Annotated in this window: 14 protein-coding genes and 1 tRNA gene; 7 read left to right on the top strand and 8 right to left on the bottom strand. The window is 66.4% G+C overall.

Annotation, left to right across the window (positions count from 1 at the left end; translation table 11 throughout):
• Positions 1–431: 431 nt before the first annotated feature.
• The 4 genes from AC3DE2_RS02210 to AC3DE2_RS02195 form a co-directional block, all read right to left on the bottom strand.
• Positions 432–1,316 (bottom strand): hypothetical protein, encoded by an 885-nt coding sequence (locus tag AC3DE2_RS02210; RefSeq protein ID WP_488424889.1) that lies wholly within the window; start codon positions 1,314–1,316, stop codon positions 432–434.
• Positions 1,317–1,549: 233 nt separating this feature from the next.
• A complete protein-coding gene (locus AC3DE2_RS02205; RefSeq protein ID WP_488424887.1) occupies positions 1,550–2,050 on the bottom strand; it encodes a DUF4365 domain-containing protein in 501 nt (166 codons plus the stop codon).
• A 176-nt stretch (positions 2,051–2,226) separates the two neighbouring features.
• Positions 2,227–2,300, bottom strand: a tRNA-Gly gene (locus AC3DE2_RS02200).
• Positions 2,301–2,390: 90 nt separating this feature from the next.
• Positions 2,391–4,208 (bottom strand): autotransporter domain-containing protein, encoded by a 1,818-nt coding sequence (locus AC3DE2_RS02195; protein WP_488424885.1) that lies wholly within the window; start codon positions 4,206–4,208, stop codon positions 2,391–2,393.
• A 170-nt stretch (positions 4,209–4,378) separates the two neighbouring features.
• Between AC3DE2_RS02195 and thiS the strand changes: the two genes are divergently transcribed.
• Positions 4,379–4,579 (top strand): sulfur carrier protein ThiS, encoded by a 201-nt coding sequence (thiS, locus tag AC3DE2_RS02190; protein ID WP_440472205.1) that lies wholly within the window; start codon positions 4,379–4,381, stop codon positions 4,577–4,579.
• A gap of 19 nt (positions 4,580–4,598) precedes the next feature.
• Here thiS and AC3DE2_RS02185 read toward each other — a convergent pair whose 3' ends face one another.
• Together AC3DE2_RS02185 and AC3DE2_RS02180 are read right to left on the bottom strand one after the other, a co-directional pair.
• Positions 4,599–6,083: a CehA/McbA family metallohydrolase gene (locus AC3DE2_RS02185; RefSeq protein ID WP_488424883.1), complete on the bottom strand. Its 1,485-nt coding sequence runs from the start codon at positions 6,081–6,083 to the stop codon at positions 4,599–4,601.
• Positions 6,084–6,139: 56 nt separating this feature from the next.
• Positions 6,140–8,659, bottom strand: a complete 2,520-nt coding sequence (locus AC3DE2_RS02180; RefSeq protein ID WP_488424881.1) for a TonB-dependent receptor — start codon at positions 8,657–8,659, stop codon at positions 6,140–6,142.
• Between the two features lie 200 nt (positions 8,660–8,859).
• Between AC3DE2_RS02180 and AC3DE2_RS02175 the strand changes: the two genes are divergently transcribed.
• The 3 genes from AC3DE2_RS02175 to AC3DE2_RS02165 all read left to right on the top strand — a co-directional run bounded on the left by AC3DE2_RS02175 (position 8,860) and on the right by AC3DE2_RS02165 (position 12,407).
• Entirely contained in the window at positions 8,860–9,654 is a 795-nt protein-coding gene (locus AC3DE2_RS02175; protein ID WP_295382115.1) for a thiazole synthase, read from the top strand.
• A gap of 4 nt (positions 9,655–9,658) precedes the next feature.
• Positions 9,659–10,393, top strand: coding sequence for a tRNA (guanosine(46)-N7)-methyltransferase TrmB (gene trmB / locus AC3DE2_RS02170; protein ID WP_295382113.1), 735 nt, complete (start codon positions 9,659–9,661; stop codon positions 10,391–10,393).
• A gap of 154 nt (positions 10,394–10,547) precedes the next feature.
• Positions 10,548–12,407 (top strand): SLC13 family permease, encoded by a 1,860-nt coding sequence (locus AC3DE2_RS02165; RefSeq protein ID WP_488425241.1) that lies wholly within the window; start codon positions 10,548–10,550, stop codon positions 12,405–12,407.
• Between the two features lie 107 nt (positions 12,408–12,514).
• Here AC3DE2_RS02165 and AC3DE2_RS02160 read toward each other — a convergent pair whose 3' ends face one another.
• Entirely contained in the window at positions 12,515–12,838 is a 324-nt protein-coding gene (locus AC3DE2_RS02160) for a Rieske 2Fe-2S domain-containing protein (RefSeq protein WP_295382112.1), read from the bottom strand.
• Positions 12,839–12,932: 94 nt separating this feature from the next.
• On the opposite strand from AC3DE2_RS02160, the gene AC3DE2_RS02155 reads away from it, so the two are divergent.
• The gene (locus tag AC3DE2_RS02155) at positions 12,933–13,211 is read left to right on the top strand and encodes a hypothetical protein (protein ID WP_295382111.1); all 279 of its coding nucleotides are present in this window, start codon (positions 12,933–12,935) and stop codon (positions 13,209–13,211) included.
• A 60-nt stretch (positions 13,212–13,271) separates the two neighbouring features.
• On the top strand, positions 13,272–13,979 hold the full coding sequence (locus tag AC3DE2_RS02150) for a fumarylacetoacetate hydrolase family protein (protein ID WP_488424880.1): 708 nt from the start codon (positions 13,272–13,274) through the stop codon (positions 13,977–13,979).
• Between the two features lie 72 nt (positions 13,980–14,051).
• On the opposite strand, the gene AC3DE2_RS02145 is transcribed toward AC3DE2_RS02150, so the two are convergent.
• Entirely contained in the window at positions 14,052–14,213 is a 162-nt protein-coding gene (locus AC3DE2_RS02145; protein WP_488424879.1) for a hypothetical protein, read from the bottom strand.
• A 53-nt stretch (positions 14,214–14,266) separates the two neighbouring features.
• Here AC3DE2_RS02145 and mscL point away from each other — a divergent pair, with 53 nt between their 5' ends.
• On the top strand, positions 14,267–14,671 hold the full coding sequence (gene mscL / locus AC3DE2_RS02140; RefSeq protein WP_295375596.1) for a large-conductance mechanosensitive channel protein MscL: 405 nt from the start codon (positions 14,267–14,269) through the stop codon (positions 14,669–14,671).
• The last annotated feature ends 5 nt before the right edge of the window (positions 14,672–14,676 follow it).

Here is a 14,676-nt window from a genome sequence, read left to right as displayed (position 1 = left end):
CCTCCAGAGTCAGGGGTAGCACTGGCACGCTGGCCTGTACGCTCGGTGCGAGCAGCGGCGTTCTGTAGGCTGCCCAGCGGCCTACGCCGCACCGGACGAAAAAAACCCAATTACCTGGTCGTGATCGGGTCTTGGAGATAGCGCGGCGCAGAGACGCAGCCTGACGCGGACTGCTTGTACTATGAGTCACGAAGTGACGGGCAGTACAGACTTAAGGCTCTACTGATAGTAATGATCTAACAGTACACAAGAAGAGAGAACTACTGTTTGTTCCTGAAGTGGACTTTACGTCTTTCTACAGTCTCACTTAGAGGGACTTGAGTTCATTCTTTCCTACACGGGGACTCAGCTCCCTCCTACCCCCGGGGGGGGACGCCGCCAAGAACGTTCTCTCAAAGTCCACAGAAATTTTTTCAATACTGCGCGAGTCGTCAAAACAGGTCGGGGACCTCGACAATCTGGAAGCCGGTCGGGTTAAGCAATCGCGTAGTCCTGCTCTTTACGTGCACGTCACCACGACACCGAACGACCGCCTTTCTGTCGTGAGCGAGCACACCAACGTGGTAGTCCTCCGGTCCGAGTTCGATCTGGACGCTTCGCTCACTATCTCCCACTATCGCCTGCACTGTAACAGTGCCGACCTCGTCGACCTGCGGCCGATGCAGGTGCTTGACGGAACCAATGATCTCCCGATTGCGCAACACGTAATCGTTCTTGTAGTAGCTGGACGCCGCCTCCAGCGTTTCAACGTCAGCAGGATCGAATGCGAAAGTCGTTGTATCCCGCACGAACATAGGCCCAGATGGGGCGGTGACCTTAACCTCAAAACGTCGGTCACGCTCCTTGCCACTGAAGCCAAGTAGGGCATCGCACATGTTTGCGCTAACCCCCTTCGCCACGGCCCTGTCGAACACCGTCAAATCATTGTTCACCTGAAAGCGCCCACTGGCCTCCGACAGTGCGGACAAGCCGACTACCAAACTATGAGCGACCTGTTCCGCAAGCGAGCTACTCTCCCCCTCGTCTGATGGCGCCATGGTGATTGGCGCAATCGGGGCGATGACTTTGATGATGTAGCTACCTACTTCAGTCTGCCCGAGCAACAGCGAATCGACGTACTCCTTCGCTTCCTTCGGAGGAGCACCGCTGAACTGTCGCCGCTTGGAGTAAACCGCCATTGCGGCAGCCTGAAGCAGGTCTTTCGCTTTACGAATCAGCAAGACACCGTCTTCAAGGGGAATGCTCCCGTCTGCAGTGTCCTGCCCGACGACGCGCACTGACATCAGGTTGAGGGCGGCGCCAACCAGGTCGTCCACGACGTCTGCAACGTCTCGCCCCTCGTACGCCGCGAGAGATCGCAGCGCATCGTCTAGCCGCTGACGATAATCCCTTACCTCGGGAGAAAGTGGCAAGACAACCTCAGCATCGCGTGAATCATTCCGATGCCACACAGTCGCAACCGATCCGACAGCGCCTTCACTTATCCAGTTCTTTACCTGAAGGTAAGTGTGGACCTGTTCGACGGTGACGTCAGCGAACCTGCTGTTTCTCACAACGCCTCCAGCTGACTAGCCGCCTGCATCATGTCCCTTAGTGCGTCCGCAGTGAGCCGCTGCGAAAGCGGAATGTCGACGGTCACAGCCGTCGTGTTGCTGGATGCGGGGGCATCGCGGAGCGAGACCCAGTAGCAAAGGTTGTGTAGCGCGACACAGTCAGGGTGATGCACAACCCACTGCGCGGTGCGCTCAGGGACCACCAAGACAGCGAGGTAGCGAGGAACGACAACATCATCACCACGAAGATCGTTGTAGTTCTTCATCTTCAGCGGGAACTTGATCACCCCGTTCTCGACGCGATGATCCTGCGAAGAGCACTTCAGCTGGAGCTGAATCTGCGGATTACGCACTTTCCCGATGTAGCCCTTTCCCTGGAAGGTGATGTCGACGCTGTCATTATCGACGCGGAAATCTCCCCGGTTGAGACCGGCGTGCGCGGCGAGAGCTGCGACGTACGCGTACTGGAACTCTTCCTTTTGCTTGCGCGAATCCATGGCGCCACCAGCCTCGCCCCCCCGTTGGGCGTCCGAAGCGTAGACCGAAATCCCGGAAACGACAAAGCCCGCGCTTGGCGGGCCTTGTTGGAGGTGTAACAGCGCTACGAGCTGGTGTAACGATAAGGACACCCAACCCCATTCCAAGGCATTGATTGGAAAGGGGTTCTGAATCTTGGAGCGGGTGATGGGAATCGAACCCACGCTAGCAGCTTGGGAAGCTGCAGTTCTACCATTGAACTACACCCGCACGGGAAGGAGTCTATGCGCTGTCGGGGCGCGGATGCAATGCGGCGCCCGCGAGGGGCGCCGCAAGGCAGGCATCAGGCGATCGCCTGGATCAGAAGCCGCCGCCCAGGCTGACGAACACGGTCGCGTCGTGGCCATCCTTCTTGCCGGCGGAGACCCGCGCGCCGACGTCGGCGTCCAGGCCGAAGACCTGCGTGCGGGCGCCGACGGTGAAGGTGCCGTAATTGCGATCGAAGTTCAGGCCCGGCACCGCGTACGGCATCACGCCCGGCATCGATTGCAGGCTGGCGAACACCTGGCGATCGGCTTCCTCGAACTCGTGATCGTAGGTCAGCTGCGCGTAGGGACGGGTGTGCTCGGTGGCCTGGATGCTGGCCTTCCAGCCCACGCTGCCGATCAGCGAGTCGAGGTCCTGGTCGCCATAGGCCAGCGCGGTCGAGCTGATGTTGCTTTCCGCGTAGCCGTCCAGCTTGACCCGCTGGGCGATCACGCTGGCGACCGGCCCGTGGCGCAGCTTGCCGTGCTCGAAGTCGTAGCCGCCGCTGATCGCCACGGTCAGGTTGCTGCCGTCCGGCGAACCGCTGTGGCGGCGGGTGGCCGGGCCGAACTGGATCTCGCGATCCACGTCGTACGACAGCCACGTATAGCTGATCTGGCCGTTGATCCACATGCGGTCCTGGTACCAGCCGGCGAAGCCGCCGAGGGTGGCGTCCGACTGCTTGAAGCTGCCGCGCCGATCGCCGAAGTCCATCTTGCCGCGGCCGAAGCCGGCGAAACCGCCGAACACGAAGTCGCCACGGGTCCAGTCCAGGCCGAAGGTGCCGGTCGGGGTGATACCGTCGAAATCGCCTTCGTCATAGCGCAGCGAATCGCCGCGCAGATCGCCCCACCAGCGCACGCCGTCGCCTTCCGGCTTCACATCGATGTGGCTGGCGACGCGGTCGGCGCGCGAGCGTCCGATCACCGAAGCGGTGTACGGCAGCACGGCCAGCTGGCGCGGGCCTTCCAGCACCGAAATCGCGTACTGGCCGAGCATCTGGTGCGCGGTCATCGACGGATGCACGCCGTCGGCAAACGCGTAGGTGGCGGCGGCATTCGGATCCACGTAGTTCTGCGGCACGCACAGCAGCGAGGAGACGGCGCCGCAGGCCGGCGTGGTCACGTTGACGAAGCCGTACTGGGCCGGCGCGGCGGTGATTTCGCGCAGGAAGTTGAAGGTGTCCAGCGGGATCACCCGCAGGCCCTGCGCGGTCAGGCCGTTGTAGAGCGCGGCGTTGTAGGTCGCGGCCAGTTGGGTGGCGCCGGCATTGCCGAGGAAGGCCGGGGTCCTGCCCAGATCCGGGATGTTCGGCACCAGGATGTACTCGGCGCCCGCCTGCTTCAGCCCGGCAACGACGGTGACCTGCGAGGTCACCGCGGCGCCGATGATGGCCGGGGTCTGCGACGGGTTGGCGACCGCCGCGAACAGATCATTGGGACCGCCCCAGACCGTATACAGCGCGCGCGCATCGGCCTTGCCGCCGGTCGCGGCCAGATAGGTACCGAGCTGCGTGGTCAGCGCCGGTACCGGCACCGTGATCGGGCCGAAGGCCTGCGAGCCATCGGTGCCGGTGCGCGCACCGCCCACCGCGTAGTTGGTGCCGCCCTGGTTGGCGCTGACCGCGCCGGTGCCGTAGTACTGGGCCAGGAACTCGGACCAGACGAAACCCGGATTGGTGGTGAAGCGGCCGGCGACCGCGGCGCCCGGATTGAGCTGGACCAGGGTCGGCCGGAAATGGCCGCTGTCGGTCAGGCTGTCGCCGAAGAAGATGGTCTGCGAGAAGGGGCTGCTCTGCGCGAACGCCGGTGCGGCGGCGGCGGCAAGCGCCAATGCCAGCAGGCGGCGCAGCGGCCGTTGGGTCGGTTTCATGGTGTTCTCCCGGGGCAATGAGGGTGCTGTCGTTATGGTCGTGATGCGACGCGGCCCGCAGGCCGTACGGCGGCGCATGGGATTATCGTTCCACCAAGCCCGGGGCCGTTCACGCTGCAATGCGGCAAACCGCGCGTGCGCCCGCCGGGCGGGAAGGCGACAATGGGCGCATGGACATCGTATTGAACGGCGAATCCCGCCACATCGAACCCGCCCTCACCATCACCGGCCTGCTGCAGTCCGAAGGCCTGGCCGAACGCCGGGTCGCGGTGGAGGTCAACGGCGAAATCGTGCCCCGCGGCCTGCACCCGACCCGCCAGTTGGCACCCGGCGATCGCATCGAGATCGTCCACGCGCTGGGCGGCGGCTGAGCGCCGCCGCTTTCCCGCCTCAGTCCGCCGGCGGCTCGATGTAGATCGGGTTGCCGAGCAACCACAGCCGGCCATCGGCGCCGCGCACGTTGGCCCTGGCCCAGTGCCGGCCGCCGTCGCCGCGCCAGCCGAACCGCAGGGTCTGCGCCTGGCCGCCCGCCGGAATCCCGCGGCGCTCCACGACCTGGCCATCGACAATCAACTCCGCGGTCGCGCCACCGACCGCGGTCGCGACTAGGGTGAAGCTCGCTTCGCCGCCGGCCGCCACCGGCAACGACTGCCCCATCACCGCGCGCGCCTGGCCGGACACCCCTTCCCAGGCCAGCGCGCGATCGCCGCTGCCCTGGACATCGACGAATACCCGCCCCCTGCGGATACCCTCCAGGATCGCCGGCATCGACAGCGCGTCGGCGTGGACCACCGTGGTCGGCGCGCCCAGCGCCGCGCCACCGGCATCGGTGGTCACGCGCAGGGCGTCGTGGTTGTCGCTGCCGCCGATGGCGGTCAATCGATGTCCGGCTGACAGCCGCCTTTCCCAGAACGGGATGCCCGACCACTCGCTGTCGGCGTCGGCGCCATTGACCACTTCCACCGCCTGTATCCGCGACAGGTCCGTCGTTGCCGGCGCGCTCCAGCCACACCCCATGCACGCCTCGCCCGAAGGCCGGACCGGGTGGTTGATCGACACGATGCCCTGCCCCCGGATCTGCGCCAGCACCGCGTTCCAGTCCGGAACCTCCCGCGAGCCCACCCGGAAATCCAGCGGTTCGATGCTGCCGATCCAGTTGGCGTGGCCGCTGAAGGTGGTGATTTCGCGTCCGGGCATCAGCAACAGGCGATCGAAGTAAGGCTGCAGCTCGCGCAGTCCATTGGCCTGCGACATCGTGTTGTGATCGGTGATGGCGATGAAATCCAGCCCGCGCCGCGTGGCTTCCTGCGCGGTCAGGAACAGCGGGCACGGCACGCGCGTGCCCGCCTGGCTGGCACAGCCGCCATCGCTGTGCGCGTCGTGCATGTGCAGATCACCGCGATACCAGCCTGCTTCCGGCCGCAATGGCGCATCGTGCCGCGCGTCATCGAACCAGATGCGCGCGACATAGCGATCGCGCGCGTCGGCGCGGACATTGGGAAATCCCAGCAGCAGCGACCAGCGTCCGGGCGTGATCGGACCCGGCAGGTAGGACGGCGTGGCATCGGTCGCCGCCACGGTGAAGCGCTTCTTGTTGCCGCCGCTCCAGCCACGGAATCCTTCCTGGCCACGGAAGCCGTCGGGTCCCAGCAGGCCGAGATCCACCGTGGTCTTGTGTTCGCGCCCGCTGTATTCGAACTCCACCGTGATGCGCCGGGTTCCCGCCGGCACGTCGAACGGCAGCAGGCGGTAGCTCTGGTGATCGCCGCCCTGGATGGCGCCTTCCAGCACCTGGTCCGGATGTTCGTTCGCGCGCATGGCGGGCGCAACGACACAAAGGATGCACGCCAGCAAGGCCGACAGAATGGTTTTCATGCGGTTTCCCCTAGGCATGCGCGGGCCCGGCATCGACCGGGCCCGCGCCGCGGTCATCAGAAGCGGTACATCAACGCCATGCGATACGAGCGTCCCAGCAGCGGACGCGCGATGAAGGTGTTGGCGCCGGCGTCGCCGCTGGACACCTCGCCCGCGCGCGGATTGCCCTCGGTCAGTCCCAGCGAGTTGTCCAGGTTGTCGACGTAGGCATACAGCGACCAGCGATCGTCGAAGGCGTAGTGGCCACTGAGATTGATCACGTCATACGACGGCAGGCGCACGCTGTTGGCGGTATCCACGTAGCGCTCGCCCTGGCGTTCGTAGGACGCCTGCAGGCGCAGCTTGCCGCCCAGCAGGTTGAAGCCCGGTACCACCCGCAGGCTGTTCTTCGGCACCCGGATCAGCTGGTTGCCGACGAAGTCGCGCAGCACCGGCTGGCCGGCCACCACTTCGGTATAGCGCAGGCCGCGATATTCGGGATCCTGCACGGTCGCGGTCATCGACACGTCGAACCAGTCGACCGGATAGTAGGCCGCTTCCAGTTCCAGGCCGAGGGTACGGGTGTTGGCGAACAGTTCCTGCCGGGTCGACGCACCGCTGTTCGGATCGAACACGTAGTTGCTGTAGCCGACGTTGTCGTACTTGGTGAAGAAGGCGGTGGCGAACAGGTCGAAGCGCTGGTGGGTGAACTTGTAGCCGATCTCGCCCAGGTCCATGGTCTGGATCACCGGCTTGGCGGTGGCGTTGGTGATGAACGATCCCAGGTTCGGCAGGCGGAAGGTCGAGGTCCAGCGCGCGAACAGGCCGGAGTATTCGTCGAACTGCCAGTTGCCGCCCAGCGTCCAGCCGACCTTGTCGAAATCGCGGTCGTAGGTCGAATAGCGATCATTGCCGATCCACATCTGGCTGTCGGTGATTGGACCGCCGCTGGTGAGATTCGGCTGCACGCGCCCTTCCACCCAGCCTTCCACGTTGACCTTCTCCCAGCGCACGCCGCCGTCGATGCGCAGCTGGTCGTTGACCTGCCATTCGTCGGCCAGGTAGAACGCGTGGGTCTGCGAGCGGCCGCTGGCGTTTTCCCATTCGTAGCCGTAACGCCAGACGCCGTGGTCGCTGATCGTGGCCACCGGGTTGCCGCTGGCGTCCACCGCCACCAGGTCCAGCAGGCGGGCGTTGTCGCGCGCGTCGAGCAGGACGGTGGAGGAATAGCGGTCGAAATCCTGGTCCACCTTGGCGTAGTAGTAGCCGAAGGTCAGATCGTGGGACTGGCTGCCGAACTCGAAACGGCGCGATACGCGCGCGTCGTTCATCAACTCCTTGACCGGCGCGGTGATGCCGCGCAGGCCGCCGATGACGACCAGGCCGTTGCCGTTCTGGTTGGAAGTGTCGTAGACCTGCCCGGGACTGGTGACGTAGCGGAACTGCAACGCGGTCGCGCCCGGATAACGGGACAGCAGCGCGAGGTTGTCGCCGTTGGTCAGGAACGAACGCGCGCTCTGCAGCGCGTTCGGGAACATGCCGTTGCGCTGGGTCTGGGTGTCGTTGTAGCGCAGGCTGTCGACGAAGCGCCAATCGCCCAGGGTCTTGTCGAACTTGACCGTGAACTGGTCGCGCTTGACGTGGGTGCCCTCGCCATTGTCGAAGTCGTAGACGCCGCCATCGGCCATGCGCATGCGCACGTGCTCGGTTTCCGGCCCGGCCAGGGTGCCGCGGTTGCCGTCGAAGCCCGGCACCGCCCGGATCTTGCCGCCGGTGGTGCGCATCGGGATGCCCAGGTACAGCATCACCTTGTCGTCCATGTGCTTGACGTCGAAGGACAGGCTGCCGCCGTCCAGCGCGCGCACCAGGTTCAGCCGCACCTGCCCGCCATCGTTGGCCTTGAAGCCGGGATCGCGCACGCCGTCGTCCTGGCGGTAGTAGCCGCCCAGCGACAGCTTCCAGTCCTGGCCCATCGGGGTGCCGAGCCAGAAGTCGCCGCGATGCAGGCCATAGTCGCCGAGGGTGTACTTGAACACGCCCTCGGTGCGATCGCCCGGCTGGCGCGGAATGTAATTGACCGCGCCGGCCGGCGCGTTGGAGTAGAAGATCGAGGAGGGACCGCCGCGCACGACTTCGATGCGCTCGGTGGTCTCGTCCAGGCGGAACGCCTGGTCGCCGTTGAGATAGCCCAGCGCGGGATCATGCTGCACCGGCATGCCGTCATCGAGCAGGGTGATCGAACCGAAGCCGTCGACCGGCACGCCGCGCGCGCGCACGTTGCCGCTGGCCTCGCCGCCGGAGGCCTCGACCCAGAAGCCTGGCACGCTCTTCAGGGATTCGGTGACGCTGGTGGGCGCCTGCAGGCGCAGCCGCTCCTCGTCGATGCCGGTGATCGAATAGCTGGTTTCGGCCTTGCTGCGTTCCTTCACGCCGGCGCGGCCGGTGACGATGACCGTGTCCAGTTGCTTGGCGCTGGCGGCCGGGGCGGCGCCAGCGGCTTCCTGGGCATGGACGGGCAGCAGGCCGGCGGTGAAGCAGGCGCCGGACGCGAGGACGCAGCGAATCGAACCGCCGAGGCGGTGGAGACGGATGGGCATGGTTGTTTCCTGGGGGAGGAGAGTGACCGCGCGGCGACAGGGGCCGCGCCGTGATCAACCGGATGGTGGCCGGCGGATGTGTCGCCGGGGTGACCATCGGAGGTCACTGGGATGACCGTCGCGACGTGGATCCCGCTTTCGCGCCCCGTCCGCATCCCTCCGCTCACGCATGTCCGGCCGGGATCGGCGATAATCCGGCGATGTCTCACGATACCCACACCGACCCGCTGGTCATTGCGGGAAAAACCTACCGTTCCCGCCTGCTCACCGGCACCGGCAAGTTCAAGGATTTCGAGGAAACCCGCGTGGCCACCGAGGCCGCGGGCGCCGAAATCGTCACCGTCGCCATCCGCCGCACCAACCTGGGCCAATCGCCCAACGAGCCCAACCTGCTCGACGTGCTGCCGCCGGATCGCTACACGATCCTGCCCAATACCGCCGGCTGCTACACCGCCGAGGACGCGGTGCGCACCTGCCGGCTGGCCCGCGAGCTGCTCGACGGCCACACCCTGGTCAAGCTGGAAGTGCTGGGCGACCAGAAGACCCTGTATCCGGACGTGGTGCAGACCCTGGCTGCGGCCGAGCAACTGGTGGCCGACGGCTTCCAGGTGATGGTCTACACCAGCGACGACCCGATCCTGGCCCGCCGCCTGGAGGAGATCGGCTGCGTGGCGGTGATGCCGCTGGCCGCGCCGATCGGCTCGGGCCTGGGCATCCAGAACAGGTACAACCTGCTGGAAATCATCGAGAACGCCAAGGTCCCGGTGCTGGTCGACGCCGGCGTCGGCACCGCCTCGGACGCCGCCATCGCGATGGAACTGGGCTGCGACGGCGTGCTGATGAACACCGCGATCGCGGGCGCCCGCAACCCGGTGCTGATGGCCAGCGCCATGCGCAAGGCGGTCGAGGCCGGCCGCGAGGCGTTCCTGGCCGGCCGCATCCCGCGCAAGCGCAATGCCTCGGCGTCCAGTCCCATCGACGGCCTGATCGGCTGAGCCGATGACCGATCCGTTCTCCAGCCCCGGCGCCAAGACCCCGCCCAAGCCGTTCACGGTGGAGGAAGGACGGCGCCGGATCCGCAGTTTCGTGCTGCGCCAGGGCCGCTTCACCGAGGCCCAGCAGCGCGCCTTCGACACCCTCTGGCCGCGGTTCGGGCTGCACTACACCGGCATGTTGCAGGACTACGACGCGGTGTTCGGCCGGCAGGCCCGGCGGGTGCTGGAAATCGGCTTCGGCAACGGCGAGGCGCTGCGTTTCGCCGCCGCGCAGGATCCGGATCGCGACTACATCGGCCTGGAAGTGCACGCGCCCGGTGTCGGCCGGCTGCTCAACGCGCTCGCCGAGGACGCCGCCGATCACGTCCGCCTCTACCATCATGACGCGGTGGAAGTGCTGCAGCACGAGGTCGCCGACGGCTCGCTGGACGAGATCCGCATCTACTTCCCCGATCCCTGGCACAAGAAGCGCCACAACAAGCGGCGCCTGATCCAGCCCGCGTTCGCCGCCCTGCTGGCGAGCAAGCTGCGCAGCGGCGGGCGCTTGCACGCGGCCACCGACTGGCAGGACTATGCCGAGCAGATGTGGGACGTGCTCGACGCCACGCCCGGCCTGCGCAACCGGGCCGGCCCGCGCGGACACGTGCCGCGTCCGCCGTGGCGGCCGCAGACCCACTTCGAGACCCGCGGCCAGAAGCTGGGCCACGGCGTCTGGGATCTGGTTTATGACCGGGATTAGGGAATAGGGATTCGGGATTGGACGTCTTCGCCACATTGCCTGATAACTGCGCCAACACTGCACCCGGCCCGCGCCACCGGTGCGCCCGCTCTACCGAATCCCTGTTTTCAGCGTCCGAATGGACGGTCATCCCCACTCCCCCATCCTGGCCGTGATAACCAACGCGCTGACGCTGACCAACGACATGAAGCTCGTCCTCGGGCTGGTCGGCTTCACGATGGCGATGTTCCTGTTCGAGCGCATCCGCGCCGACCTGGTCGCGCTGGTGGTGCTGGTGATCCTCGGCATCACCGGCCTGATCGCCCCGGAGGAAATCTTCGGCGGCTTCTCCGGCAACGCGGTGATGAGCATCATCGCCACCATGATCCTGGGCGCCGGCCTGGACCGCACCGGCGCGCTGAACCGGCTGGCCTCCTGGCTGCTGCGGCGCGGACACGGGGTCGAGCAGCGGCTGCTGCTGATGACCACCGCCATCGCCGGCCTCAATTCCTCGTTCATGCAGAATCCGTCGGTGATGGCGCTGTTCATGCCGGTGGCCTCGCGGCTGTCCTCGCGCACCTCGCTGTCGCTGCAACGCCTGCTGCTGCCGATCGCCGCCGCCATCGTGATGGGCGGCGCGCTGACCATGGTCGGAAACTCGCCCCTGATCCTGCTGAACGATCTGCTGGTCTCGGCCAACAACAACCTGCCCTCCGGCATGGCCACGCTGGAGCCGCTGCGCATGTTCGCGCCGCTGCCGATCGGCGTGGCCCTGCTGCTGGCCTCGCTGCTGTACTTCCGCTACTACGGCGACAGGAAGCTGAAGGACGAGACCGAGACCAGCGTGACCCCGGCGCGCACCGAGAGCTACTTCGCCAATACCTACGGCATCGAGGGCGACGTGTTCGAGCTGCTGGTCACCGCGGAAAGCCCGCTGGTGGGCATGTCGCTGGGCGAGGCCGAAGCCATGCACGACGCGCCGCTGATGCTGGCGCTGCAGACCGGCAACGACACCCGCCTGGCGCCGCCGGCGGACATGCGCATCTGGGTGGGCAGCGTGCTGGGCGTGATGGGCCCGCGCCAGCAGGTGGCCGACTTCGCGCAGAACCATTTCCTGCGCATGTCCTCGCGGCTGCGCCATTTCGGCGACCTGTTCAATCCCAGCCGCGCCGGCATTTCCGAGGCGGTGATTCCGCCCACCTCCAAGCTGATCGGCAAGACCGCCGCCGACCTGCGCCTGCGCAAGCAGGCCGGCATCAGCCTGCTGGCGATCAACCGCGACAAGAAGGTGCTGCGCGAGGACGTGCGCAAGATTCCGCTGCGCGCCGGCGACATGTTGGTCTTCCACAGCATCTGGACCGACCTGCACCAGGCCTCCGAGAGCCGCGACTTCGTGGTGGTCACCGACTATCCCAAGGGCGAGCAGCGACCGCACAAATTCAAGATCGCGATGACCATCTTCGCGGTCACCATCATCATCGCGCTGACCTCGAAGCTGCCGGTCTCGCTGACCCTGATGACCGGCGTGGCCGGCATGCTGCTGACCGGCGTGCTGCGCATGGACGAGGCCTACGCGGCGATCAACTGGAAGACCGTGTTCCTGATGGCCGGCCTGATTCCGCTGGGGTGGGCGATGGACAGCAGCGGCGCGGCCGCCTGGGTGGCCGGCCATACGGTCGAGCGCCTGCCCGAGGGCATGCCGGTCTGGCTGATCGAAATCGCGGTGGCGCTGCTCACCACCGGCTTCTCGCTGGTGATCAGCCATGTCGGCGCGACCATCGTGATGGTGCCGATGGCGATCAACCTGGCGCTGGCGGCCGGCGGCAATCCCACCGCGTTCGCGCTGATCGTCGCGCTGTCGGCCTCCAACAACCTGATGACCGCCTCCAACCCGGTGATCTCGATGGTCACCGGCCCGGCCAACTACACCTCGCGGCAGATGTGGCGGGTCGGCGGACCGCTGTCGCTGATCTACACGATGGTGGTGGTGCTGGCGGTCAACGCGCTGTTCTGGTGGAACGGCCGCGCGGGCTGAGGCGTTCGCCTGATCCACCCGTGGGAGCGACGACAGTCGCGATGATCGCTACGGTGAAGGCCGGCAAAGCGCTCGCGACTGACGTCGCTCCCGCCGGCACCGAGCCGTCAGGCCAGCCGCACCATCCCCTCGACCACCTGCACCGGCACCGCCCGCAGCGAATCGCCGCGGCACGGACCGGCCACGCAGTCGCCGCGCTGCAGTTCGAAGGAAGCGCCATGCGCGGCGCAGACCAGCAGGCCGTCCTTGCTTTTCAGGAACTTGCCGGGCGCCCAGTCCAGCCGGCGGCCGGCATGGGGGCACACATTCAGCCAGGCGCGCACTTCCGCGCCCTGCCGATATAGCAGCAGGGACTCGCTATCTCCGTCGATATCAGCTTCGACTTCGGCGAAACCGCCGTCTTCTATGCTGTCCAGCGCTATAAGAACCATGGCCGTCTTAACGAACTTCTCACACCGTCATATTCTTGTCACCGGATACTGCTCGCCACCCGGCTCCGGCCGCATTGTGTCACGACCCATCGCCATGTTCGCACGCAGCTTCCAGTTCAACGCCTTCCGTTCCGCCTTCGCGCCGCGCAAGCCGCGCCATCCGCTGCTGCGGCTGGCCATTGGCCTGCTGGGCTTGGGCGTGCTGTGCGTGCTGGTGTTCTTCAGCGTGTTCGTCGGCGCGGCGATGATTGCCGCCGGCCTGCTGTACAAGCTGTTCAAGCAGCGTGGCAAGCCGATCACGCGCGGCCGCGACCGCGTGGTCGAAGGCGAGTACCAAGTGGTGCGCAAGCCGGTGCTGCCGCTGTCGCGCTGATCGCGGCGGACGCCTACACTCAGCGGCTGTTTCCCTGTCCGGCACCGGCCGGCCGCTGACATGACCGATCTGTTCCCCGCTTCTCCCGTTCCGCGCATCCGCGTGCGCGGCGGCGGCACCTTTCCGGTGCGCCGCATCTTCTGCGTCGGCCGCAACTTCGCCGACCATGCCCGCGAGATGGGCGCCACCGCGCCGGCCTCCAGGGACGAACGCGGACAGCCGACGTTTTTCCACAAGCCCGCCGACGCCATCGTCGTCGACGGCGCCGATGTGCCCTACCCGCCCGGCACCCGGGATCTGCACCACGAAGTCGAACTGGTCGCCGCGCTCGGCCACGACGCGCCCGCCGGCCCGCTCGACGACGCGCAGGCGCAGGCGCTCGTGATTGCCTACGGGGTCGGCCTGGACCTGACCCGCCGCGACCTGCAGGGCGCGGCCAAGGCCAAGGGCCTGCCCTGGGACACCGGCAAGGGCTTCGATCATTCGGCGCCGATCAGCGAACTGGTGCCCGCGGCCGAGGTGGGCGAACTGGCGCCGCGCACGCTGACCCTCGCCATCAACGATCAGGTCCGCCAACACAGCGCGCTGTCGAATCTGATCTGGGACGTGCCCGAGATCGTGCAGGAGTTGTCCAGGCTGTATGCGCTCAAGGCGGGCGACCTGATCTTCATGGGCACCCCGGCCGGCGTGGCCGCGCTGCTGCCCGGCGATCGCTTCACCGCATCGCTGGACGGCGTGGTCGAACTGCGGGGCACGATCGTCGGCTGAAGCGGCATCCTCCGCGCCCCGTGTCGGAACCCGATTCCAGGGCAGTCGGCCGGACATCGACCGCCCGCCACCTCAGCCAACCCCGTCGTCCCGGCGAAAGCCGGGCCCGATGCCGGTTTCTTCCGCTTGTTTCTTCCGTGCCACGTCGACGCCGCCAACGCCGCAATGGATTCCGGCTTTCGCTGGAATGACGACGAAAAGAGCTTGGAGGAGGATGCGTTCTTCACCATCCACGGTATAGTTTTGCGCATACGGGCGTGGCCGCCCGGATCACGAGGACAACCAGCATGGGCATGATCAGCGAGTTCAAGGAATTCATCGCGCGCGGCAACGTCGTCGATCTGGCGGTCGGTGTGGTGATCGGCGCCGCCTTCGGCAAGATCGTCACCACGCTGGTGGACAAGATCATCATGCCGCCGATCGGCCTGCTGGTCGGCAGCGTGGATTTTTCCAAGCTGGTGTGGACGCTGAAGGAAGCCAGCCTCGATGCCGCCGGCAAGGAAATCCCGGCCGTGGTCATCGGCATCGGCGAGTTCATCAACACGCTGATCCAGTTCGTCATCGTCGCCTTCGCCATCTTCCTGCTGGTCAAGGCGGTCAACCGCCTGCACAAGAAGGCGCCGGAAGCGCCGGCCGCCCCGCCGGAGGATGTGCTGCTGCTGCGCGAGATCCGCGATTCGCTGAAGAAGTAAGCCAG

The organism is Pseudoxanthomonas sp. 68-E7, from assembly GCF_057773145.1.
The sequence above is the reverse complement of the archived record's forward strand: the minus strand, read 5'-3'. Positions and strand labels throughout refer to the sequence as shown.

Excerpts from the sequence above, each read along its gene's own strand:
- AC3DE2_RS02175 (WP_295382115.1), top strand. The coding sequence starts at position 8,860 with ATGTCTCACGATACCCACACCGACCCGCTGGTCATTGCGGGAAAAACC.
- AC3DE2_RS02195 (WP_488424885.1), bottom strand. The coding sequence starts at position 4,208 with ATGAAACCGACCCAACGGCCGCTGCGCCGCCTGCTGGCATTGGCGCTT.
- mscL (WP_295375596.1), top strand. The coding sequence starts at position 14,267 with ATGGGCATGATCAGCGAGTTCAAGGAATTCATCGCGCGCGGCAACGTC.
- AC3DE2_RS02150 (WP_488424880.1), top strand. The coding sequence starts at position 13,272 with ATGACCGATCTGTTCCCCGCTTCTCCCGTTCCGCGCATCCGCGTGCGC.
- AC3DE2_RS02155 (WP_295382111.1), top strand. The coding sequence starts at position 12,933 with ATGTTCGCACGCAGCTTCCAGTTCAACGCCTTCCGTTCCGCCTTCGCG.
- thiS (WP_440472205.1), top strand. The coding sequence starts at position 4,379 with ATGGACATCGTATTGAACGGCGAATCCCGCCACATCGAACCCGCCCTC.
- AC3DE2_RS02185 (WP_488424883.1), bottom strand. The coding sequence starts at position 6,083 with ATGAAAACCATTCTGTCGGCCTTGCTGGCGTGCATCCTTTGTGTCGTT.
- AC3DE2_RS02160 (WP_295382112.1), bottom strand. The coding sequence starts at position 12,838 with ATGGTTCTTATAGCGCTGGACAGCATAGAAGACGGCGGTTTCGCCGAA.
- AC3DE2_RS02205 (WP_488424887.1), bottom strand. The coding sequence starts at position 2,050 with ATGGATTCGCGCAAGCAAAAGGAAGAGTTCCAGTACGCGTACGTCGCA.
- trmB (WP_295382113.1), top strand. The coding sequence starts at position 9,659 with ATGACCGATCCGTTCTCCAGCCCCGGCGCCAAGACCCCGCCCAAGCCG.
- AC3DE2_RS02180 (WP_488424881.1), bottom strand. The coding sequence starts at position 8,659 with ATGCCCATCCGTCTCCACCGCCTCGGCGGTTCGATTCGCTGCGTCCTC.